Genomic DNA, 21,252 nt, shown 5'->3' on the forward strand with positions numbered 1-21,252 from the left:
GCGTGTAATGGGGTTTGTAATATAGTGGTGGAGAGATAGGGATTTGAACCCTAGATAGGCTACAAACCTATGCCGGTTTTCAAGACCGGTGCATTCGACCACTCTGCCATCTCTCCGCACGGCCTGCATAATAGGGAAACCCATTGCCTTTGTGAAGCTTTTTTTTAAAAAAATTGTTTAAGTGCTTAAAAAACAATTAATTTGTTTAAAGATAAAACAAAAAACTCATTTTTGGTGGTTAAATGAACTTTAATTAAAAAATAACACTCTATTGATCTACAAAGGTTTGCCCAAACATATAAGAGTTGGTAATCTAATTTTAGTTAAATTATCGAAACAAACATGTTTCACTTAAAGGAGCTCTACAATGGCATTTAATCATTCGTACAATACCGCTAAACCGGTAATGTCGACCATTGAAACAAACAAGGTACTTAAAAACACCTATTTCTTACTGGCCATGACATTAGCATTTAGTGCTGTTACGGCGGGTATTTCAATGGCATTACAATTACCTTACTTTATGGGAATTGTGTTCACACTGGTTTCGTTTGGTTTATTATTTGTTGTAAACAAAAAAGCAGACTCAGCTTCAGGCGTATTTTGGGTGTTTGCTTTTACAGGCTGTATGGGCGCAGGCCTTGGCCCACTTCTTAACTATTATGCGGCTATGCCTAATGGCCCAATGCTTATTATGCAGGCACTTGGTTCTACTGCATTAATATTTTTTGGACTATCGGCTTATGCATTAAACACTAAAAAAGACTTCTCATTTATGGGTGGTTTTTTAACAGTAGGTTTATTAGTGGTTATTGTCGCAAGCATAGTTAACATATTCATTGGCAGCTCGCTAATGTTTATGGTGCTTAACGCAGCTGTTGTGTTAATTATGTCTGGCTTAATCTTATTTGATACTAGCCGTATTATTAATGGCGGCGAAACTAACTACATTCGCGCTACAGTGGCTTTATACTTAAACGTGTACAACTTATTTACTTCTTTACTGCACCTTCTTGGCGCAAGTGATGACTAATTAAATAGTTCTGTTAAAATAGCCCCTTTATTGGGGCTTTTTTATTGGAATTGTTTTGGCGCGATTTGTTCTTTCTTTACATACTCCTCCTTCAGATCATGACTCAACGCAACGTATTATAAAGTTTGCACATGCATGTTTAGCACAAGGCCACACCATAGATGCACTTTTTTTGTATCAAAATGGTATTTATCACGCATCAACTCATTTTGAGCTGGCCTCTGACGAGCTGCAAATCCCTATGCATTGGCAACAACTTGCAGACAAAAATATTAATTTAATGCTTTGCGTCACTGCAGCAGAAAAACGCGGTTTAAGTACAAGCCAAACAGGTGTGTTTACAGTTGCTGGGCTTGCAGAATTTGCCATGCTAGCCAGTGATGCAGATAAATGGATACAGTTTAAATGAAAAATGTTTTAGTCATGAGCCAATCCAGTCCCTTTGATGAACTTAATACCCGCGATGCCCTAGACATGTCACTTATATTTGCCGCAGTTGATCAAAATATTAGCTGGCTATTTAGCGGCCCCGCCGTGCTTGCTTTAAAACATAATCAATCAACAGAGCAACTGGGCGTAAAAGATTTTTTTAAAAACATCAAAACGCTTGAAATCTATGAAGTAGAAAACATATACGTATGTGAAAAATCATTACTTGATTATAACTTAAACAAATCTCAATTAATTATTGATTCAATCAGCCTCAATTACACTGAGCAACAACAGTTGATTTGCCAGCAAGATTTTGTGGTGAACCTATGAGTACATTACATATTTTTTCTAAGCCACTGGCTTATTACGACTCAACACAGCTTGAAAACTTAATTAAAGACACTGATAAAGTACTCCTTGTTGGTGATGCCTGTTACGCCGCTAAGCAGTATTTTCAATTAAACGATTCGCTATTGTTGCTTTTAGAGGATGCGCATGCTCGCGCGGTTAAACTAACCCCTGGCCAATCAATTATTAATTACGATGAGTTTGTTGCCCTGACACTAACTACTAATCAATCTATCACCTGGTAACCTATGCTAGAATTTAATAATCAACAAATCGATACAGATAAACAAGGGTACTTGCTCGATTACACCGTGTGGACAAAAGAGTTGGCCCCTATTATCGCCGAGCAAGAAAACATTATCTTGAGCGAACAACACTGGGAAGTGATTAATTTTGTTCGCGATTTTTATTTAGAATATAACACCAGCCCAGCGATAAGAATGCTTGTTAAAGCCATGGCTAAAGCACTTGGCGAAGACAAAGGCAATAGTATTTATTTGTATAAATTATTCCCGAAGGGGCCTGCAAAACAAGCGACTAAAATTGCCGGATTACCTAAGCCCGCTAGGTGTATTTAATGGTGAATAAACCAATGCATAATCGCGCAACTAAAAGCACTAACAAACGCACTACGGGTAGAACTTACTCACGCAGTGCATTCACTAAAAAAAGCACAACTTCACGTGAAGTTAAACCCGCGATAGCAGCTAAAGATAGAAAAATTGTTTTATTTAACAAACCCTACGATGTGCTTTGTCAATTTACAGATGATGCCAATAGAAAAACGTTAGCTGAATTTATTCCCATTAAAGATGTATACGCAGCAGGCAGATTAGACCGCGACAGTGAAGGGTTATTACTTTTAACAAACTGCGGAAAGCTTCAAAATACCCTTACCGCACCAAGTAAAAAAACCAATAAAACCTATTGGGTGCAAGTTGAAGGCGAGCCCAGTGCAGACGCTGTTAACGCCCTATGTAAAGGTGTTGAACTAAAAGATGGTATTACCTTACCCGCAAATGTAAAAATTATTGAAGAGCCTGAAGTTTGGCCTCGTGTGCCACCGGTTAGAGAGCGAAAATCGATTCCTACAACGTGGTTAAGCATTACAATTAACGAAGGACGTAATAGACAAGTTCGTCGTATGACTGCGCATGTTGGGCACCCCACATTAAGGCTTATTCGCTACAGCATTGGTAATTATACGCTTGATGGCATTGAGAGCGCTCAGTACAGTGTTATCAAAGGTGATAAAAATGCATAAGCCCCATGTGACGGTTGCTGCTGTAGTAAAAAAAGGAGACCGCTTTTTACTAGTAAAAGAGCGAGATAAATTTACTGCTACTATTTGCTATAACCAACCTGCCGGCCATTTAGAACTAGACGAAACACTGGCTCAAGCAGCCAGCAGAGAGCTTTTTGAAGAGACAGGTTTAACCTTAACCCCAATTAGTTTAGTCGGTATTTACAACTTACATGCGGCAAACGGAATACATTATTTACGCTTTTGTTTTCTATTTGATGGCGCTCAAATCACTACTGAGCCCTGCCCAAAAGATGCAGATATAATGAGTGCTGGCTGGCACACTTTAGAGGACATAAAAACGCTGCCTCTCAGAAGCCATCTCGTTTTAAAATGTATTGAGGACAGCCTGAATCGCCCTATTCAGGACGTTAGCTTTATTTACGACGATAATTAAACATTTTCACTTTGTATAATTCTCAAAGCTATATAAATAGTCCACGGCTATAAATTAACTTAATGCTAAGCAATTTCGTCCCTGCCTTTTTGAATAATAAAGTGCGCTATCGGCGGCCTTAACAAACTCTTTTTGATCGCAATTATCGTCTTCACCAATCGCGTTAATACCCATACTAAGGGTTAAGTAACCGGTAAAACTATCTTCATGAGGGATACGGAGCTCTTCAATTGCCTTTTGAATATGCTCAGCTATAAACAAAGCCCCTTGTTTATCTGTTTGTGGTAGCAATACAACAAACTCTTCACCGCCATAACGCGCTACAAAATCTTCGGTACGGCTTACCGTACACGCTATTGCTTGCGCCACGTTATACAAACATAAATCACCTTCAACATGTCCGTAGCGGTCGTTAAATAGTTTAAAGTGATCAATATCAATTAAAATAATCGCTAAATCGTCACCACATTCAACAGCTTTTTCAAACTCTTTACTTAGTTTTTCATCAAAACGACGTCTATTTGCTATTTGCGTTAGTGAATCTAAAAACGCCATATCGCGTAAAATATTTTGATCTTCCAAACGTTTGGTCGCATCGTTAAATACAGCAATATATTCATCCCCTAAGTTAATGCCTGATACTTCCATCGTAATCGTATTACCGTTTTTACATGTAACATGGTAATCATGCGCGGGGATGTCTTGCCCTGTTTCATTGCCCACTTCTAACGCCGCTTGCCACGTTTTTTTCACGGATTCTCGATAGTGAGGGTCTGGGTATGCATTAACCCACCATTGCTCTAAGTTAGGTAAGTCATCGACGGTGTAACCAAATACATCTATAAAGCGTTGATTAACCCTAATGATATCACCTGTTTTCGCACATACATTAGAGATAGGCATAGGCAAAATAGTAAATAAATGGGCGTAGTGGCTCATCTCGTGGCGCTTCATAGGATGATGCATTTTTTTAGATAAGAAACTGTACGGCGCATCTTCTTTTTCGTGCGAAAGCGAATGTTCCATTGTTAATACAAAGTACCACTCTTTCCACCACTTTTGTGTTGCTTCAATTAAAGCTACTTCAGATTGGTTTATTAAATCTAGAGAACTGGACACAGAATTAAAAATATCATCAACTGGGCAAGCGTGTTGAAAATCTACAGGTAAGGTATGTTTAAAAATTTCATGAAAAAGTTTATAAGCTGATTGCTTAAACTCACTCGTCGGGTTTTCTAGTAACTGCTTCACGTGAAAACTAGAATTTGTGGTATAAAATGTTATTAAAGTCGAAAGTTTTTTTACCTGAAAGGCGTAGTTCATATATTCATTCCATTGAAAATATTAAGGCTATAAATCCAGAGTTAATACAAAAATCCTGCTTGCCTCTTAAATTATTCTGCAAACACAAGGTAATATACTCAACATTATTATGTGCTCGGACAATAATGGCACCGAAATAACTTTTTACAATGGCTTATTTAAATTTTTCATCATTTTTTATTTCAAATGCGATTCAGTCTTATTTGCTATTTGTTATATGAATAAAATAACGACAAAAACGTGCGTTTGCGCTACTCCTCCCTTTAAGCAAAAACAAAATGCGTGCTATAATCGCGGCCTTTCCAAGTTAACAGCAATCTGTATAAGCGAAATTATTCATGAGCGAAAATAGTCACATTAAAGTCATCGTTGGTATGTCCGGCGGTGTTGATTCTTCTGTATCTGCATATTTATTACAGCAACAGGGCTACCAAGTAGAAGGCCTGTTTATGAAGAACTGGGAAGAAGACGACAATGACGAATACTGTGCAGCCGCTGAAGATTTAAAAGATGCGCAAGCAGTGTGTGACAAATTAGACATCGAGCTTCATACCGTTAACTTTGCAGCAGAGTATTGGGATAACGTTTTTGAGTACTTTTTAGAAGAGTATAAAGCGGGCCGTACGCCAAACCCTGATATTATGTGTAACAAAGAAATTAAATTTAAAGCGTTTTTAGAATTTGCTGCCCAAGCACTTGGCGCCGATTTTATTGCTACAGGCCATTATGTTCGTCGTGAATTACGCGACGACAAATACGTTATGTGCCGAGGCTTAGACGATAACAAAGATCAAAGCTATTTCTTATACACTTTAAGCCATGAGCATATAGGCCAAACCCTTTTCCCAGTAGGTGATATAGCTAAACCTGAAGTACGCCGTATCGCAGAAGAGCAAGACTTAATCACCCACGATAAAAAAGACAGCACCGGTATTTGTTTTATTGGGGAGCGCAAATTTAAAGACTTTTTACAAAAGTTTTTACCTGCTCAACCAGGTGTGATCGAAGACACAGATGGCAACAACGTAGGTGAACACGAAGGGCTTATGTATCATACACTAGGCCAGCGTAAAGGGTTACTAATTGGTGGCATGAAAGAAGGCTCTGGCGAGCCATGGTATGTTGTAGATAAAGACGTTGAGCGCAATGTACTGGTTGTAGGGCAAGGTAAAGACCACCCTCGCCTTTACAGCAATGGCCTAAACGCTAATCAATTACATTGGGTAGACCGTGTTGGCCCGCAAGGCACCACGCGCTGTACCGTTAAAACTCGTTACCGCCAAGAAGATATTAATTGTACCCTTCTCGTTGGCGAAGATGGTATGGCACGCGTATTGTTTGATGAGCCACAAAAAGCCGTTACACCGGGTCAGTCAGCTGTATTTTATGCCGATGAGGTGTGTTTAGGTGGTGGTATTATTGATTCGGTGATCAAGTAATGAATGAACACCAAGTCATGGCGCTTGCCGCCATGTGCCAAGTGGCTAAACAAGTACAAAAAATTGCCCAGTACGGCAGTGCAAACGATTCAGATTTAGATGTGCTTTTTACAAGTATTGTACAAACATCTCCCGCATCACCGGTTGATGTTTATCAAGGTACGCATAACTTACGCGACGGCTATAAAACATTAATGGCACAGCTGACTGCTGGCACTCAAAAAGATGTCGAAATAGTTAAGTACGTAGGTGGTTTAATGCAACTTGAACGTATTTTAAATAACGAGCCAAAAAGCTTAGCTGAACTTGGCCGCCGTATCGACGACATTCATCGTCGCTTAGATCACTTTGCCATAACCGATGACACCGTAGTTGCCGGTTTAGCAGATATATACTCGTCGGTGCTAAGCCCCCTTGGGCACCGAATTCAGGTTTATGGTAAACCCGAGTTATTAAAACAGCAGCAAACGCAAAATAAAATTCGTGCACTTTTATTAGCAGGAATTCGCAGTGCTGTATTATGGCGACAAATGGGCGGTAAACGCCGTCACTTTTTCTTTGCAAAAAGAAAAATTCTCGCTATTGCAAAAACAAAAATTTAATTATCGTTCAAAACTAAAATTTAGGAGTTATTATGGAGCTTTCAGCGTTAACCGCTATCTCTCCAGTGGATGGTCGCTACGGCAGCAAAACCACTGAACTACGCAGTATTTTCAGCGAATTTGGCTTAATCAAATACCGCGTAACCGTTGAAGTGCGTTGGTTGCAAGCCTTAGCTGCAGCAAGCGATATTAAAGAAGTACCTGCATTTAGCGAACAAGCCAATGCACTATTAAATGCCATTGTTGATAACTTCAGCGAAGCAGATGCACAGCGTGTAAAAGACATTGAACGCACCACAAACCACGATGTTAAAGCGGTAGAATACTTACTAAAAGAAAAAGTAGCCGATAACAGCGAAATCAACGCTATCAACGAGTTTATCCATTTTGCTTGTACCTCGGAAGATATTAATAACCTATCTCATGGTTTAATGCTAACAGAAGCTCGCGATAAAGTATTATTACCATACTGTGACCAATTACTTAACGCCATAAAAGAAAAAGCCATTGAGTACAAAGCAGTGCCTATGATGACGCGTACCCATGGCCAGCCAGCTACGCCTTCAACTATGGGTAAAGAGTTTGCTAACGTATACGTGCGTTTAAAACGCCAACGCGACCAAATCGCACAGGTAGAAATGCTAGGTAAAATTAACGGTGCTGTAGGTAACTACAATGCCCATTTAAGTGCTTACCCAGATTACGATTGGCACACTCATGCAAGTAACTTTGTAACAAGCCTTGGTTTAACGTTTAACCCGTTCACTACCCAAATAGAACCGCATGACTACATTGCCGAGCTATTTGATGCTATTGCTCGCTTTAACACTATTTTACTTGATTTTGATCGTGACGTTTGGGGTTACATTGCCCTTAACCACTTCAAGCAAAAAACCATTGCTGGTGAAATCGGCTCTTCAACGATGCCGCATAAAGTAAACCCTATCGACTTTGAAAACTCAGAAGGCAACCTAGGCATAGCAAATGCTATATTTGCTCACCTTGCACAAAAACTGCCTGTTTCTCGTTGGCAACGTGACCTTACCGACTCTACAGTACTGCGTAACTTAGGTGTGGGCATGGGCTACACGCTTATTGCTTATCAATCGACACTTAAAGGCGTAAGCAAACTTGAAGTAAATGAGCAACGCTTACTCGAAGAGCTTGATCAAAACTGGGAATTACTTGCAGAGCCAATTCAAACGGTTATGCGTAAATACGGTATTGAAAAACCATACGAAAAACTTAAAGATTTAACGCGTGGTAAGCGTGTAAATCAAGAGATTATGGCCGAGTTTATTGATGGTTTAGACCTGCCAGAGCATGCAAAAGTTGAAATGAAAAAACTAACACCAGCCAACTACATTGGCCGCGCTGTTGAGTTTATTGACGATTTAGTTTAGGTAGTCAATTGCAAATATAAAAAGCGAAAGGATAATCCCTTTCGCTTTTTTTGTACTAAAAATTATAGGTCAACTCTATGTACCAATTAAAAATAAACACCCTCAGTGAACAAGAATTTTTAAACCAATATTGGCAAAAAAAGCCACTATTGATTAAACAAGGTTTTACAGACTTTCAAGACCCAATAGAGGCAGAAGAGCTTGCCGGTCTTGCAATGGAAGAAAGTATAGAGTCGCGTATTGTTACTAACCATAATAACGATTGGCAAGCATACCAAGGCCCATTTAAAGACTTTGAAAAACTTACTGAGCAACACGCAACTTTACTGGTACAAGCGGTTGATCATTGGCATAGCGATGCTGCACAACTGCTAGAGCCGTTTAGATTTATACCTAACTGGCGAATAGATGACTTAATGATCAGCTACTCTAGCCCTAAAGGTGGAGTGGGCCCACATTTAGACCAGTATGACGTATTTATAATCCAAGGTGAAGGTAAGCGCCATTGGCGTGTTGGCTTGCCCGACCCTACTCTTAAGCAATTTACGCAAAATAAAAAACTACTACAGGTTGAGCAATTTGAAGCGGTAATAGATTGTATTTTAGAACCCGGCGATATTTTATATATACCACCTGGGTGCCCACATGAAGGCTATGCTATAGAAAACGCCTTAAATTATTCAGTGGGTTTTAGAGCGCCTAACCAACAAGACTTATTTTCGAGTTTTGCCGATCATATTATTGATACTGACAGCGGCCAAAAACGCTATTCCGATCACACATTAACGCTAAGAGACGCTAAAGGTGAGCTTTTAGATAGCGAAGCCAATAAAGTTAAAACCCTTATGCAAGCGCTTCTTAATAACGATGAGTTATTTAAACAATGGCTGGGTAACACCCTAAGTCAGCCCAAGCACGAAATGGACTTAGCACCGCTTGAAGCCCCCTTAACTTGCGAACAAATGAGTGAATTAATAGCCAGCAATAACGATGAGTTTGAGCGTTTAGGTGGCACACGTGCTATTTTTCAGCAATGTGAAGATACCTTACTGCTAAGCATTAATGGTGAGAACTATTTATTACCCCTTTCGGATTTAAAAGCCGTTAGACTTTTAACTGATAATAATTATTTTAACACTGAAGATTTAGACCAAGCCCAACCAAGCCTAGTTTTTATTCAAACTTTTACTACACTAGTTAATGAGGGAGTTTGGTTTAACTAGGGGTGTTCTATGAGCTATCAAGTTAATAAAGTAGAGTGGGATATACAAAAAGACCTGCTACAACAAATACGTGAAAAGGTTTTTGTATACGAATTACACATCCCCAAACGCATAGAATTTGATAGCCTCGATAAAATTGCTCACCACGTTTTAGTGACTGATGAATGCAAATTGCCTGTTGCTACAGGCAGGCTTTGTACCGACGGGTTAATAGGCCGAATTGCTGTACTGCCAGAGCACCGAAATCGTCATGTATACACATCGCTGCTGACCTTTATTGTTCAACTAGCCGCAAACGACGGCCATAAAGCTATTAGTATTAATTGCATATTAAATGAAGTAGAGCGTTTTAAGCTAAATGGGTTCAAGCAGCAAGGCACTGTATTTATGGAAGCAGGCATACCCAGACAGCGTATGCTCTGTGAAGTATCGCAGTTTGTTACCAAACCCTTTACGTTAGTACATTAAAAAAGGGCGTAAATTGCCCTTTAAATGTTCATACATGCATCATTCTATTTTGGCTCATTGGCCCAAAGTTGCTCGTTTTCATGCATTTCGTATAAACCATGAGCACGGTTTATAAGTAAGTTAGCAAAATCGACCTGGGTTTTATCACGAGCACCCACACTCATTATTTGATCGGCTTTTAGCTGCCATTGTAACGAAAAATAACGCATGGCATCGCGTGCATCTTTTGCTGCACTTACTTCAGCATGATCTGTTGGTAAGCGCCCTGTTATTACCCAATAGCTCTTACCGTTTTGTGCTTTAAATTTCCACATAGCACACAGTGGCGCTAAAAAACGGCTATCTTTGTCTATTACTGATTTAGGCATAATGCCTTTTTCTGCTAAATATTTTTGAGCGTTTTGAAAACATTCGCGTTGCCAAGCAACACGTTGCTGCTCTATTTGTGCTTGCTCTTGCGCTGTTAATGGTTTTTTTTCTTCTTGCTGCATTTTATTAACCTTTACTGCTTTTTTTTACACTCTAAGTGCATAACAAATAAGGTGCAAGCATAAAACAGCTGCTTTGCACCTTAAATACATCATTTGATTTGTTTTTAGCCACAATTACGTTTAAACAATAATAAATCGCTGTTATTTTATATTGTGATCAAACGAGCCCACATCACCTGGGAACACCACTGGCGATTCAATCCCGTCTTTACTTATCGCTGCAACACCAAAATAGTAGTTATCAATAACCACATTTTTAAGTGTGGCCGTTGTAACTTTCCCAACATCTTGGCTAAATTGCCATTGTGGCTCACTGGTATAGCGCCAATAAATACGATAACCGGCTATATTATCATCATCTGACTTTTGCCACGAAAGCGTGGTGTTAGCATTAACCGCGCCTTCAATTTTCACCTGCTTAGGGGGTGCTGGGGCCCACGCCATTGAAGCCATAGTTACAGCGTTAAGCGAGGTAAGTTTTGCAGTGTAGTCAAAATCAACACCATCTATTGTATCCCCATGAACCACGCCATTTTCAGTGCGTAAGTCTTGATGCTGTCGGTCGTAATGCTCGTTAGTTTCCATAATTCTGACTGCAGCAAAACCTGCATCGTTAAAGGGTCTATGGTGCCCGCCTCGGCCAAATCTATCTAACCTGTAAACTAACATTGTATCTAAATTTGGGATGTACCTATCAGCAATAATATCTATATAGCGGGCTAAATTACGGCTCGCTGAGTCTACCTCACCGCCGGTAAATCGCCTTGTACGCGCCTGCTCTTTAGTTTCTACTACACGTGTTCCTTCAGAAAATATGCGTGCCGTTGTATTGTCGGTAACGCCATTAATACCGGTAATGTTGCCAATCATATCGTTATTTAAAACGCCATGAACTTGCCAATCATGCTTTTGCGCATACGCTGTGAGTATTTTACCACCAAACAGGCCTTGCTCTTCGCCCGAAAGTGCCGCATATACAACTGAGCCATTAAATTCATATTTGCTAAGTACACGTGCAGCTTCAATAACACCTGCCACGCCCGAGGCGTTATCATTGGCACCTGGTGAATCACTGGTAAAGTCCATAACATCACTCACGCGCGAATCAATATCGCCCGACATAATCACCATTCGGTTTGGCTCAGTACTGCCGCGCTGAATTGCAACAATGTTTACTACTTCAACAGGATTAGGGATTCGTTTTTCACCTGATATGGTGTCTTTAACTTCAATTACTTCTAGGCAGCCACCACATTGTGCTGATATTTTCTCAAACTCTTTTTTGATCCAACGCCTTGCAGCGCCTATGCCCCGTGTTTCAGACTTAGTGTCTGAAAGCGTATGGCGAGTTCCGAAATCCACCAGCGTTTGTATATCACTCCCAATACGCTTAGCTGATACCTCGGCTGCAATATCATGTAGCTTTTGTTGTTCTTCATATTTTATGCTGGCATGAGCGTGTGCTGTTAACCCTGCCGTACAAGCAAAAGCTAATGCACTCAATTTAATAAGTTTAGTTGTAATAGAAAAAGGGGTTTTGCGCATTATAAGCTCCTTATTTTTTACCTTACCTTTACTCAACAACCTAGTTAGTGCAACTATTTTGAGTTAAAGCTTTGTACAAGTAAGCTCAACTGTAAAAATTAACTACAGTTACACACTCCTCCCTCGTTTATGCAACCGAGCGTATTACAAACCTTGTTACATAAATATGTTACATACATTGCGTGTTTTCGTGGCAAACTAATGGGGTGTTTTATTTGTAATTGTAATCTATGCGCCAGCTTAAAGCCGACACGGTCTCTGCCAATTTAATAGCTTCTAGTAACAACCAATATGGGCCTATTTGTGTTTATCAAAATGCGGCCTATCGCTGGTTAACACTTGCCCAAAATGCGCATAGCGATATTACTATTCAAGGGGTAATGAGCCTTAATAAAAATGAGCAATTACTGATTGCGGTTAATCAATGTATGCTGTTATTTTTACTAAAAACAGTAGAGCCACTTCGGGTTTTAAATTTAGGTTTAGGCACTGCGGGCATTGAACGAGCTATTTATTATTTACATAACAAAACAGCTTATATAAATAACGTAGCTGTGTTTGAGAGTGTAGAAATAAACCCCGCGATGATAAGCGTTGCTAAGGAGCATTTTAGCTTGCCCGCTAATCATACGGTGCACGTACAAAATGCAGAGTTGTTTGTTGCAACGTGCACGCGTACATACAATGTCATCACAATTGATATTTTTAGTGGCGATGTACACCAAGACTTTTTATCAGATAGTGTATTTTGGCAAAACATACGTCGCTGCAGTGAGCAAAACGCACAAATTATTATAAATTTAAACCCTAAAACAGGAAAAGAGCTTCAAGCTTTACTCGTCCTGTTTAGGCAACACTTCAGCTGCATCGCCCTTATAGAGTTTAACGAGTACAAAAATATTGTCGTGATACTTTCTCAGCAAAGCTTAATACACATCAATAAAGAAGAAATAGCTCATTCGCCATTATTTAAAACATGGGCGCCCACCCTTCACAGCGACATAAACAGCATTTATCACATAGAGTAATTTATCGCCCAGGTTCGTGTTTTTCATAGCATGGTAAACGGGTTTCTAATTGCTCCCAATTGGCTTTAGAGGTAACAAAATTATGCGAAATGACCTGTTCAGTTATATCACTGTCTATCAACCCTAGACGTATACGCAAGCGTGATTTATCCAGAGCGTTCGCACTGTAAATGGGCGATCCACATGTTTTACAAAAAAAGCGCGCACGCCCAAGTTTAAAATTAAATTCAGTTAAATTATCTTTACCTTTGGTAAGTGTAAAATCGCGAGTATTTACAAAACCATTTGTGGCAAAAGCAGTCCCGCTGTTTTTTCTGCATAGTGAGCAATGGCAATGAATGATTTGAGAAATAGGCCCTTTAATTTCAATGCTTACCGCTTTACATAGGCACGTTCCTGTATACATATAATCCCTTTATTATTTTAATTTGTGTGTTGTTAGCTATTTTACCCGTTTAAAATATAAACGTCAGCACAATAGATACAACACAATATTGGTTGACTAATCCACAGTAAGTTGGTTATATAAATTTTAAGGTTTAAAAATTAAAACCCATGTAATTGGTATACCAATTTACGTACTTACATTAGTAAAAGAGGGATTATGCGCGTTAAATACAGCTTACTATTAGTGGCCTGCTCAGGATTATTAGCCTGTAGCCAAAACAATCAAAACGCCCCCTCTGCAAAGTGGCTACTAGTAGATAACTTTGAACAACCACTAAAAGGCTGGACAAAGGCCGACACAGACAATCAAACTCAACCTTATGTCGCTAACCCACAAGTGACTAAAATAGAGGTTGAGGACACAACCAAAGGGATTAACCATTTTTTAATTAAAAAGCCCGCCGAAATGGGTATTGTTGGAAACCGTAAAGCCCTTAGCTATAAAAAGCTGCCAAAAACAGTGCCAGTTGGCGAAACCTACACTTTTTTTACACGTATTAACGTTGCCTCTTTTCCAAATAACCATGCTTTTGGATTAAGTAATTTAGAGCCAGAGCAAATAAACGTTCATGGCTACGATGCCTTCGAAGCCACTCTTCGGGTTACAGATAAAACCGAATCAAACGGTTTAGTTAATACCGGGGCGCTAATGGTCAAAACTGATAAGGGCTATAGTAATATCCAAAACTATGCACAAGCGCAATCGGCTCAACCACTTGATACAAACAGTTGGTACAACATTTGGTACGTTGTTAATAATGCATCGGTAAAAATGCAAGGTCAGCAATACAATGTATACGTGCAAGGCGGCGAATTTAAAAACCAAACCTTAGTGTATAAAAATGCCACCTTTAGAATGAAACGCGAACGCCCACTTAGCTACTTTTTAGCTAACTGCAATACGGGCCCTCACAAAAATCCTTACGGAAATGGGGGGTTACGCTATGACGACATTTACATGATTAAAGGCGTAAACCTTACAAACCCTCTTCGATAAAATTAGCTGTGTTATTTAGTCGTTAAAGTTCTACAGCGCGCTCCTTAAATGGTATGATCATTTTCTATTATTTGTCATTTAAGTTTATAAAATGTATCGATTATTCGAAAAAATGACCAACGCATTTCCTGAGCAAAAGCCAACGCAGCCACCCTCTACCTTATTTGCGTTTTGTCGTCATTACACTAAAGGCATGGAATTGTCGCTAGTTTTAATGTCTGTTAGTGCTGCCCTGCTTGCTATTTTAGAAGTGTCGTTGTTTAGCTATATGGGCCAATTGGTTGATTGGTTGGGCACCTACACACCACAAACTTTGTTTGAAGAGCAAAAAGCCGAGCTTATAAAAATGGCAGTAGTGCTTTTAGTGGTGTTGCCTATTGTGGTGTTTTTTCACTCGGCTATTTTACACCAAGCATTACTGGGTAATTACCCTATGTCGATTCGTTGGTTGGCGCATAGATACTTATTACGTCAAAGTGTGAGCTTTTATCAAAACGAGTTTGCAGGGCGTATCGCCACAAAAGTAATGCAAACATCACTGGCTGTGCGCGAAGCCGTAATGAAGCTGCTCGATGTACTAATGTACATAGTGGTTTATTTTGGCGCTATGGTGTTTTTAGTTGCCGAAGCAGACTGGCGTTTAATGCTGCCACTTTTAGTGTGGGTAATTGCTTATGCCGCCATTCAAATGTACTTTGTGCCAAAACTTAAAAAAATTGCCAGCTCGCAGGCCGATGCACGTTCAGAAATGACCGGCCGAATAGTCGACAGCTATACAAATATATCGACCATTAAGCTTTTTTCGTACACGCAACGCGAAGAACAATACGCTAAACAAAGCATGGATGTTTTTTTAAAACCGGTTTATAAGCAAATGCGCTTAGTAACCAGCCTTAACTTTGCCATTAATAGCCTAAATTACTTATTAGTATTTAGCGTGGCCGCACTCTCTCTTTATTTGTGGTCGTTAAGTGCAATTAGCGCAGGCGCAATTGCAGTAGCAGTAAGTTTATCGCTTAGATTAAATGGCATGGCGCAGTGGATCATGTGGGAAATAAGTAGTTTGTTTGAAAACATTGGTACCGCCACCGATGGCATGAAAACCTTATCGACGCCAATAAAAGTAGCTGACAAACCCAATGCGAGCACGCTTGAAGTTACTAAGGGCAATATTGAATTTACAAACGTGCATTTTAACTATGGTAAAGCCGCTAACGAAACCAATCGTGGCCCTGTAATGAACGGCCTAAACCTACATATAAAACCCGGTGAAAAAATTGGCTTAGTGGGCCGCTCTGGCGCTGGTAAATCAACCTTAGTTAATTTATTACTGCGTTTTTACGATACTGACTCTGGCACCATTAAAATTGATGGCCAAAACATTACCGACGTAAGCCAAGAAAGCCTTCGCCGTTATATAGCTATGGTTACCCAAGACACTTCCCTGCTGCATCGCTCTGTAAAAGATAATATTTTATACGGCCGACCCGATGCCTCAGAAGCTGAAATGCTCAGCGCTGCCAAACAAGCTAAAGCGCTCGACTTTATAAGTGATTTAGAAGATAGCAAAGGCAATAAAGGGTTTGATGCACAAGTTGGCGAGCGCGGTGTCACCCTATCTGGCGGGCAACGCCAACGTATCGCTATAGCGCGGGTATTACTTAAAAATGCACCTATTTTAATACTCGATGAAGCCACCAGTGCGCTGGATTCAGAAGTAGAAGCTGCCATACAAGCAAGTTTAGATGACTTAATGACAGGAAAAACGGTTATTGCAATTGCCCACAGGCTATCGACTATTGCGCAAATGGACAGACTTATCGTACTTGATAAAGGTGGTGTGGTAGAGCAAGGCAGTCATGAAGAGCTTATTGCACAAAATGGTATTTATGCTGGCCTTTGGGCGCATCAAACCGGTGGGTTTATTGGTGTAGATTAATCTCAGTTAAAAACAAAAAAGCGAAAGGACTAATTACAGCCCTTTCGCTTTTTTATACAAACGCCTAAATAGCCTTTAACCACGTGATATTAAGCCATTAGCCTTAAGCCAATTAAAATTAGCATGACAATATTGGCAATAAAACTGATTAAAAAGAAGTAAGTGCGTGGGCTTGGGTTTTTCTCGGTAGCTATAACGTAATACAACACCATATGAATTAATCGCGCTATTACATACACCCAAACACACATAGCAAATATAGGGCTTTGGTAATTTATAACAAATGCAAACAGCACAGTACCAATAAATAGCGCACTGTTTTCTAGTGTGTTATGAAAAGTACGATGAGCCCTGAATATAAAACTGTCGTGCGATAAATCATCGCTTATTTTACCTGGTACAGCATTAGGTTGTTTAGCTTTGCTAAAGGTAGCAACCGACCACTGTACCACTAATATTATTAAATAAACGTAAAACGCCATATAGGCAGAAAGCGCAACTTCAGTCATTTTTATGTCCTTAAAATTGTTTTAACTCATTAGTTACAGCAAGTTTCAAGCCTAAAATAAGTCATTTATAATTAATTACTTATAATTTATAGGTTCAGTAATAATGTAAAAGCTGCAAACCTATTTATAAATGTTACCCACGTATTAACTCCTTAACGTTAGCGTAATTGATACCACTGCATGATCGGTTGTTAAATCGTCTCGTTCGTATTCTGGGTTTATTAAATGCCTGTCGTATGTATGATAATCACTCACTTCATAAAAGCTATCATCGTAACTTGGGTCAAACTCACACGAGAGTAAAATATAATCAAGTACCGAACTACTTGTTCCATAGTAATGGGTGGGGCTGCGTTTTAATAACGGCGCAGTATTATTTATTTGCGAAGTAGCTTCGTTTATTGACTGTTGCGGCGCAGCAGAGCCATTACTTTGTTGAGCATCTGTATGGCTGCCAGCGTTTTGCTGTGTGTTGTGCGCCGTAAATTGGCTCATTCTTAGTGTTTTAAATAGCTGCCACGCATCATTTAAACAATATTTAGCAAGGTAGGCTTTAACGTCAAACGCTGGGGCAAATCGCAATGTATTCGTTAATAAATGACTCAACACGCCATCTGCTAGGTCGTTATTAAAATCGCCCATTAACACCATTGGCTGTTGTGTGGCTTCGCGTTGGGTAATCATTTCTATCATTAGTAAGGTAGCTTCACTACCGCGCTGAATGGTTGAGCCCCATGAACCGGCCACATTTGCTTTAAACGCTTCAATTATGCTTTTTTCGGGCGAAAGTTCGTTATTTGTGATTGCCAATGATTTCGTGTTTTCGTCAGGCTCTAATAATGGCCGTTTTGATTTAAAGTGAACAACGTAGCAATCAGTATTACCTACATGGGGCAATGAAATAGTGGCTCTTAATACTTTACGGCTAAACGTAAAATTACTATTAAGGCCAAGCATTTCAACAAGCTCGGTATTGTGCTTAACCGCAGCAACATCAACAATCTCAAATTTAGACGCTATAGCAACTACCGGGCGCTTAAAAATAAAATCATCAATCACCTCTGGCGTATCAACCACAGCAAAATATGTATAGCCTTGCTGCGCCATTAACGCTTTTAGCGATTCAATACTAAATACTTCTTGAAAACCGACTACATCAGGCGCGTACTCATTTAAATAATCTACAATCCAACGCTGTTTGCGTGCCCATTGCTCTGCGGTATAAATTTTTTCAAAATCGTAATACGCATTAGGCGGCTCAAGGTAGTTAAATAAATTAAACGTGGCTATTTTAAATTGCGTGTTTTTTACTACAGGCTCGTTTAAATCAGCGGCAGGTTCAGCCTCAAGCGTAGTGTGATGTAAAGTCGATTCAAAATTACTGATAACAATAGCCTAGCGAATAAAAGTGCATTAATTATACCCTAAAGGGTTTAAAGTTCTAAACCGTGAATTATTCTCAACATGCAAATAAAGCCCTTTATTTACGCTATACTGCCCTCCTCGTTATTAGCGCACACATAGGTATTATGAACTACTCAAATTTTGGTACTAAATTTACACAACCCAACGGAATAACGCAGCTTATGGAAGATTTAGGCAGCGCTAACGCAAGCAATAATCCAAATATTGTTATGCTAGGTGGCGGTAACCCTGCACACGTACCACAGGTTAATGCTGTATTTTTAGATGAATTACAAAAGCTAGTAGCCAGTAATAAAGTATCGCAAGTATTTGGTTTGTACGACGGGCCAACTGGCAATGACGAATTTAGAGCGGCTCTTGCTAAACACCTCAATAGCGAGTTTGACTGGGGCTTAACACCACAAAACATAGCACTGGGTAACGGCAGCCAAGCTAACTTTTTTGTATTGTTTAATATGCTTGCGGGCAAAATGAGTGATGGCACTAATAAGCGTATATTGTTTCCGCTTGCGCCTGAATACGTAGGTTACGCCGACCAAGGTTTATCTGATGATATGTTTGTGGCAATAAAACCCGACATCGAAATTTTAAATACCTTCAATGGCTCTAAGCAGTTTAAATATGTCATTGATTTTGACGCGGTAGAAAACGTATTAGCCAACGATACCAGTATTAGTGCACTGTGCGTATCGCGCCCTACCAACCCAACTGGTAATGTCATTACCGATGATGAAGTACGCCATCTAGACGCCCTTGCACACAAGTACAATATTCCCCTAATTATTGATAACGCCTACGGCGACCCCTTCCCGGGCTGTATTTACACCGATGCAAACCTTACGTGGAACTCAAACATTATATTGTGTATGTCGCTTTCAAAACTGGGCTTGCCAGGCCTGCGCACTGGTATTGTGGTTGCCAATAACGAAATAATTAAAGCCATTGGCCGTGTTAACGGCTCTATGGTGTTATCGCCTAACGCTATTGGCCCAAGCTTAGTAACCCGCTTAATTAACGAAGGCGAATTACTGCCTTTGTGTAAAAATACTGTATTGCCTTTTTATAAAAATAAAGCAGAGATAGCCATAAACCTGTTTGATGAAATTTTTGCAGACTTGCCTGTTTATTTACATAAACTCGAAGGCGCGTTTTTTATGTGGCTATGGTTTAAAGACTCAAAAATAACCAGCGAAATGCTTTATCAAAAACTCAAAGAGCAAGATGTATATATAATTCCTGGGCATAACTTTTTTATTGGCATTGAAGATAGCTGGGAGCACAAACACCAGTGCGTACGCATTAACTACGCCAACGATGAAGCCACTCTTAGAAAAGGCCTAGAGGCAATTAAAGCGCTTATTATGTAGCGCTTTAATTAACGTTTTTCATCTTATTTTAACGTCGTGGTTAACGCTTAGCGTTAGCCACTGTATTTTTATTTAACGTACTGTTTAGGGGCTAACGCCTTGGTTAACAGGGCAAACAGCAAGCCACCTAAAGCACCTGCTAGTAACTGCAAATAAAACCCCCATCCACGTGCGCCCGCTATAATATGAATATTCATAATCGACTCAATGGCCACTAGCACCACGGCAAAAGCAGTGATACCCGATGCCACAAATAACACCATGCTGTATTTTTCAAACTTTTTAATAAGTAACACAACAGCAAAAAAAGCGATAGCTAAAGCAATGGCAATAATAGCGCCATAGGTAGGTAATAGCCCTAACCAATCATCTAGCGTTAAATTAATACGGTTGCTTAAGCTGACCACAACGCCCACATCAACTAATTGATTGACAACGTATTGGCTATGAAACAAGCTAGCAAGCGTAAAGGTAAATAACCAAGAAACTAAAAATATAGGGAGTAAACGTGTTAAAAATGGCATGGTTATCTCAACTTAAAATAAAGCTTTTTTCTTACAGTAGCAAAGGCTTGCAATGTAAACAACGACTCTCTCAATTAGCGCTATGGCTGTTTGTAGGGCTATTTGCTTCTGCAGCCAGTGCTGCTGAATTACCTAAAGAGCAATACAGCACCCACACACTCGCAGCACAATTAAATTCGCCGTGGAGCATGGTTAAACTGCCAAATGATACATGGCTAATTACAGAGCGCGACGGCCACGTTGTTATTGTAAAAAACAATCAGCAAACTAGAGTGAATTTAAACCTTGAAGACTTATACGTTGCAGGCCAAGGCGGCTTACTCGATATAGTGCTCTCGCCTAATTTTAACACCAGCAAAGAAGTCATTTTTACCTACGCACAAGGCACAGCTGAGGCTAATCGCCTAGTAATTGCAAAAGCCACCTTTAATGGCACCGGCTTTTCAACGCCTGTTATTATTTACACAGTAGCGACTGATAAAAATACTCCACAACACTACGCTGGCCGCGCCCTCTTTTTACCCGACAACACTTTACTGTTTTCAACTGGTGATGGCTTTGATTTTAGAGAGCAAGCACAAGTAATAACCAGCCAACTCGGCAAACTATTACGCATAAACCTAGATGGCACTATTCCAAAAGATAACCCGTTTATTAATCACAAAAACCCCCATGCACACACTGTTTACTCGCTCGGTCACCGAAACCCACAGGGCTTAGTGTATGATTACGATACCGACCAAATTATTAGCCACGAGCACGGCCCCGCAGGTGGCGATGAGCTAAATTACTTAACGCCAGCTACCAACTACGGCTGGCCGGTGATCACCTACGGTGACGATTACTCGCAAGCGCGCATATCTCCTTTTAGAGATTACCCCGGCATGCAAAAACCAAGCGTAGATTGGACGCCATCAATCGCCCCATCGGGTATGGCGTATTACGGCTCTAAACACGCCGCATTCCCTTCACTTCAAAAGCATGTGCAGAATACCACCCTCGATTATAA

At 40.0% G+C, this 21,252-nt stretch carries 24 protein-coding genes and 1 tRNA gene; 17 read left to right on the forward strand and 8 right to left on the reverse strand.

Features of this window, described 5'->3' with window-relative positions; translation table 11 throughout:
* Window positions 1-25: 25 nt before the first annotated feature.
* Window positions 26-116: transfer RNA gene (locus tag CWC17_RS15430), tRNA-Ser, on the reverse strand.
* A 251-nt stretch (window positions 117-367) separates the two neighbouring features.
* Here CWC17_RS15430 and CWC17_RS15435 point away from each other — a divergent pair.
* The 7 genes from CWC17_RS15435 to CWC17_RS15465 are packed head-to-tail and all read left to right on the forward strand — an operon-like array spanning window position 368 to window position 3,513.
* Window positions 368-1,033 (forward strand): Bax inhibitor-1/YccA family protein, encoded by a 666-nt coding sequence (locus CWC17_RS15435; RefSeq protein ID WP_004586716.1) that lies wholly within the window; start codon window positions 368-370, stop codon window positions 1,031-1,033.
* 55 nt (window positions 1,034-1,088) lie between these two features.
* The gene (gene tusD / locus CWC17_RS15440; protein WP_055014280.1) at window positions 1,089-1,442 is read left to right on the forward strand and encodes a sulfurtransferase complex subunit TusD; all 354 of its coding nucleotides are present in this window, start codon (window positions 1,089-1,091) and stop codon (window positions 1,440-1,442) included.
* Complete coding sequence (locus CWC17_RS15445) at window positions 1,439-1,795, forward strand: DsrE family protein (RefSeq protein ID WP_055014281.1); 357 nt, start codon at window positions 1,439-1,441, stop codon at window positions 1,793-1,795. The genes tusD and CWC17_RS15445 overlap by 4 nt, the downstream gene beginning before the upstream one ends.
* Window positions 1,792-2,058 (forward strand): sulfurtransferase complex subunit TusB, encoded by a 267-nt coding sequence (tusB, locus tag CWC17_RS15450; RefSeq protein ID WP_138613870.1) that lies wholly within the window; start codon window positions 1,792-1,794, stop codon window positions 2,056-2,058. The genes CWC17_RS15445 and tusB overlap by 4 nt, the downstream gene beginning before the upstream one ends.
* Window positions 2,059-2,061: 3 nt before the next feature.
* Window positions 2,062-2,391, forward strand: a complete 330-nt coding sequence (locus CWC17_RS15455; protein WP_138541171.1) for a TusE/DsrC/DsvC family sulfur relay protein — start codon at window positions 2,062-2,064, stop codon at window positions 2,389-2,391.
* A complete protein-coding gene (locus CWC17_RS15460) occupies window positions 2,391-3,077 on the forward strand; it encodes a pseudouridine synthase (protein ID WP_171042100.1) in 687 nt (228 codons plus the stop codon). Before CWC17_RS15455 ends, CWC17_RS15460 begins: the two co-directional genes overlap by 1 nt.
* Window positions 3,070-3,513, forward strand: a complete 444-nt coding sequence (locus CWC17_RS15465) for an NUDIX domain-containing protein (RefSeq protein ID WP_138613872.1) — start codon at window positions 3,070-3,072, stop codon at window positions 3,511-3,513. The genes CWC17_RS15460 and CWC17_RS15465 overlap by 8 nt, the downstream gene beginning before the upstream one ends.
* 54 nt (window positions 3,514-3,567) lie before the next feature.
* Here CWC17_RS15465 and CWC17_RS15470 read toward each other — a convergent pair whose 3' ends face one another.
* Complete coding sequence (locus CWC17_RS15470; protein ID WP_055018462.1) at window positions 3,568-4,836, reverse strand: sensor domain-containing diguanylate cyclase; 1,269 nt, start codon at window positions 4,834-4,836, stop codon at window positions 3,568-3,570.
* 338 nt (window positions 4,837-5,174) lie between these two features.
* Between CWC17_RS15470 and mnmA the strand changes: the two genes are divergently transcribed.
* From mnmA to CWC17_RS15495, 5 genes are all read left to right on the forward strand, one after another.
* Window positions 5,175-6,275, forward strand: coding sequence for a tRNA 2-thiouridine(34) synthase MnmA (mnmA, locus tag CWC17_RS15475; RefSeq protein ID WP_138613874.1), 1,101 nt, complete (start codon window positions 5,175-5,177; stop codon window positions 6,273-6,275).
* On the forward strand, window positions 6,275-6,877 hold the full coding sequence (gene hflD, locus CWC17_RS15480) for a high frequency lysogenization protein HflD (protein WP_055014288.1): 603 nt from the start codon (window positions 6,275-6,277) through the stop codon (window positions 6,875-6,877). Before mnmA ends, hflD begins: the two co-directional genes overlap by 1 nt.
* Before the next feature lie 32 nt (window positions 6,878-6,909).
* Complete coding sequence (gene purB, locus CWC17_RS15485) at window positions 6,910-8,280, forward strand: adenylosuccinate lyase (protein WP_138613876.1); 1,371 nt, start codon at window positions 6,910-6,912, stop codon at window positions 8,278-8,280.
* Between the two features lie 77 nt (window positions 8,281-8,357).
* Complete coding sequence (locus CWC17_RS15490) at window positions 8,358-9,503, forward strand: cupin domain-containing protein (RefSeq protein WP_138613878.1); 1,146 nt, start codon at window positions 8,358-8,360, stop codon at window positions 9,501-9,503.
* Between the two features lie 9 nt (window positions 9,504-9,512).
* Complete coding sequence (locus CWC17_RS15495) at window positions 9,513-9,971, forward strand: GNAT family N-acetyltransferase (protein ID WP_138613880.1); 459 nt, start codon at window positions 9,513-9,515, stop codon at window positions 9,969-9,971.
* A 44-nt stretch (window positions 9,972-10,015) separates the two neighbouring features.
* On the opposite strand, the gene CWC17_RS15500 is transcribed toward CWC17_RS15495, so the two are convergent.
* Together CWC17_RS15500 and CWC17_RS15505 are read right to left on the reverse strand one after the other, a co-directional pair.
* Window positions 10,016-10,462 carry a DUF4826 family protein gene (locus tag CWC17_RS15500; protein WP_029772653.1) on the reverse strand — a complete coding sequence of 149 codons (447 nt, stop codon included), beginning with the start codon at window positions 10,460-10,462 and terminating at the stop codon, window positions 10,016-10,018.
* Window positions 10,463-10,603: 141 nt separating this feature from the next.
* The gene (locus tag CWC17_RS15505) at window positions 10,604-12,007 is read right to left on the reverse strand and encodes a M28 family metallopeptidase (RefSeq protein WP_138613882.1); all 1,404 of its coding nucleotides are present in this window, start codon (window positions 12,005-12,007) and stop codon (window positions 10,604-10,606) included.
* A gap of 230 nt (window positions 12,008-12,237) precedes the next feature.
* Between CWC17_RS15505 and CWC17_RS15510 the strand changes: the two genes are divergently transcribed.
* Complete coding sequence (locus CWC17_RS15510) at window positions 12,238-13,035, forward strand: class I SAM-dependent methyltransferase (RefSeq protein WP_138613884.1); 798 nt, start codon at window positions 12,238-12,240, stop codon at window positions 13,033-13,035.
* Window position 13,036: 1 nt separating this feature from the next.
* On the opposite strand, the gene CWC17_RS15515 is transcribed toward CWC17_RS15510, so the two are convergent.
* The gene (locus CWC17_RS15515; RefSeq protein WP_138613886.1) at window positions 13,037-13,441 is read right to left on the reverse strand and encodes a GFA family protein; all 405 of its coding nucleotides are present in this window, start codon (window positions 13,439-13,441) and stop codon (window positions 13,037-13,039) included.
* A 198-nt stretch (window positions 13,442-13,639) separates the two neighbouring features.
* On the opposite strand from CWC17_RS15515, the gene CWC17_RS15520 reads away from it, so the two are divergent.
* On the forward strand, window positions 13,640-14,479 hold the full coding sequence (locus tag CWC17_RS15520; protein ID WP_138613888.1) for a hypothetical protein: 840 nt from the start codon (window positions 13,640-13,642) through the stop codon (window positions 14,477-14,479).
* Window positions 14,480-14,570: 91 nt separating this feature from the next.
* On the forward strand, window positions 14,571-16,418 hold the full coding sequence (locus CWC17_RS15525; protein WP_055014296.1) for an ABC transporter ATP-binding protein: 1,848 nt from the start codon (window positions 14,571-14,573) through the stop codon (window positions 16,416-16,418).
* A gap of 89 nt (window positions 16,419-16,507) precedes the next feature.
* Here the strand turns inward: CWC17_RS15525 and CWC17_RS15530 are convergent, their stop codons facing one another.
* Complete coding sequence (locus CWC17_RS15530; protein ID WP_138613890.1) at window positions 16,508-16,927, reverse strand: MAPEG family protein; 420 nt, start codon at window positions 16,925-16,927, stop codon at window positions 16,508-16,510.
* Between the two features lie 144 nt (window positions 16,928-17,071).
* Window positions 17,072-18,217, reverse strand: a complete 1,146-nt coding sequence (locus CWC17_RS15535) for an endonuclease/exonuclease/phosphatase family protein (RefSeq protein WP_138613892.1) — start codon at window positions 18,215-18,217, stop codon at window positions 17,072-17,074.
* Window positions 18,218-18,456: 239 nt separating this feature from the next.
* Between CWC17_RS15535 and CWC17_RS15540 the strand changes: the two genes are divergently transcribed.
* On the forward strand, window positions 18,457-19,719 hold the full coding sequence (locus tag CWC17_RS15540; RefSeq protein WP_138613900.1) for a valine--pyruvate transaminase: 1,263 nt from the start codon (window positions 18,457-18,459) through the stop codon (window positions 19,717-19,719).
* Between the two features lie 68 nt (window positions 19,720-19,787).
* On the opposite strand, the gene CWC17_RS15545 is transcribed toward CWC17_RS15540, so the two are convergent.
* On the reverse strand, window positions 19,788-20,243 hold the full coding sequence (locus CWC17_RS15545; RefSeq protein ID WP_138613894.1) for a hypothetical protein: 456 nt from the start codon (window positions 20,241-20,243) through the stop codon (window positions 19,788-19,790).
* Here CWC17_RS15545 and CWC17_RS15550 point away from each other — a divergent pair.
* On the forward strand, window positions 20,228-21,252 hold a 1,025-nt coding region (locus tag CWC17_RS15550; RefSeq protein WP_138613896.1), incomplete at its 3' end, for a PQQ-dependent sugar dehydrogenase. The two genes, CWC17_RS15545 and CWC17_RS15550, sit on opposite strands and share 16 nt — an antisense overlap.

The sequence above is a fragment of the Pseudoalteromonas sp. S3785 genome (genome assembly GCF_005887365.1).
Classification (GTDB): domain Bacteria; phylum Pseudomonadota; class Gammaproteobacteria; order Enterobacterales; family Alteromonadaceae; genus Pseudoalteromonas.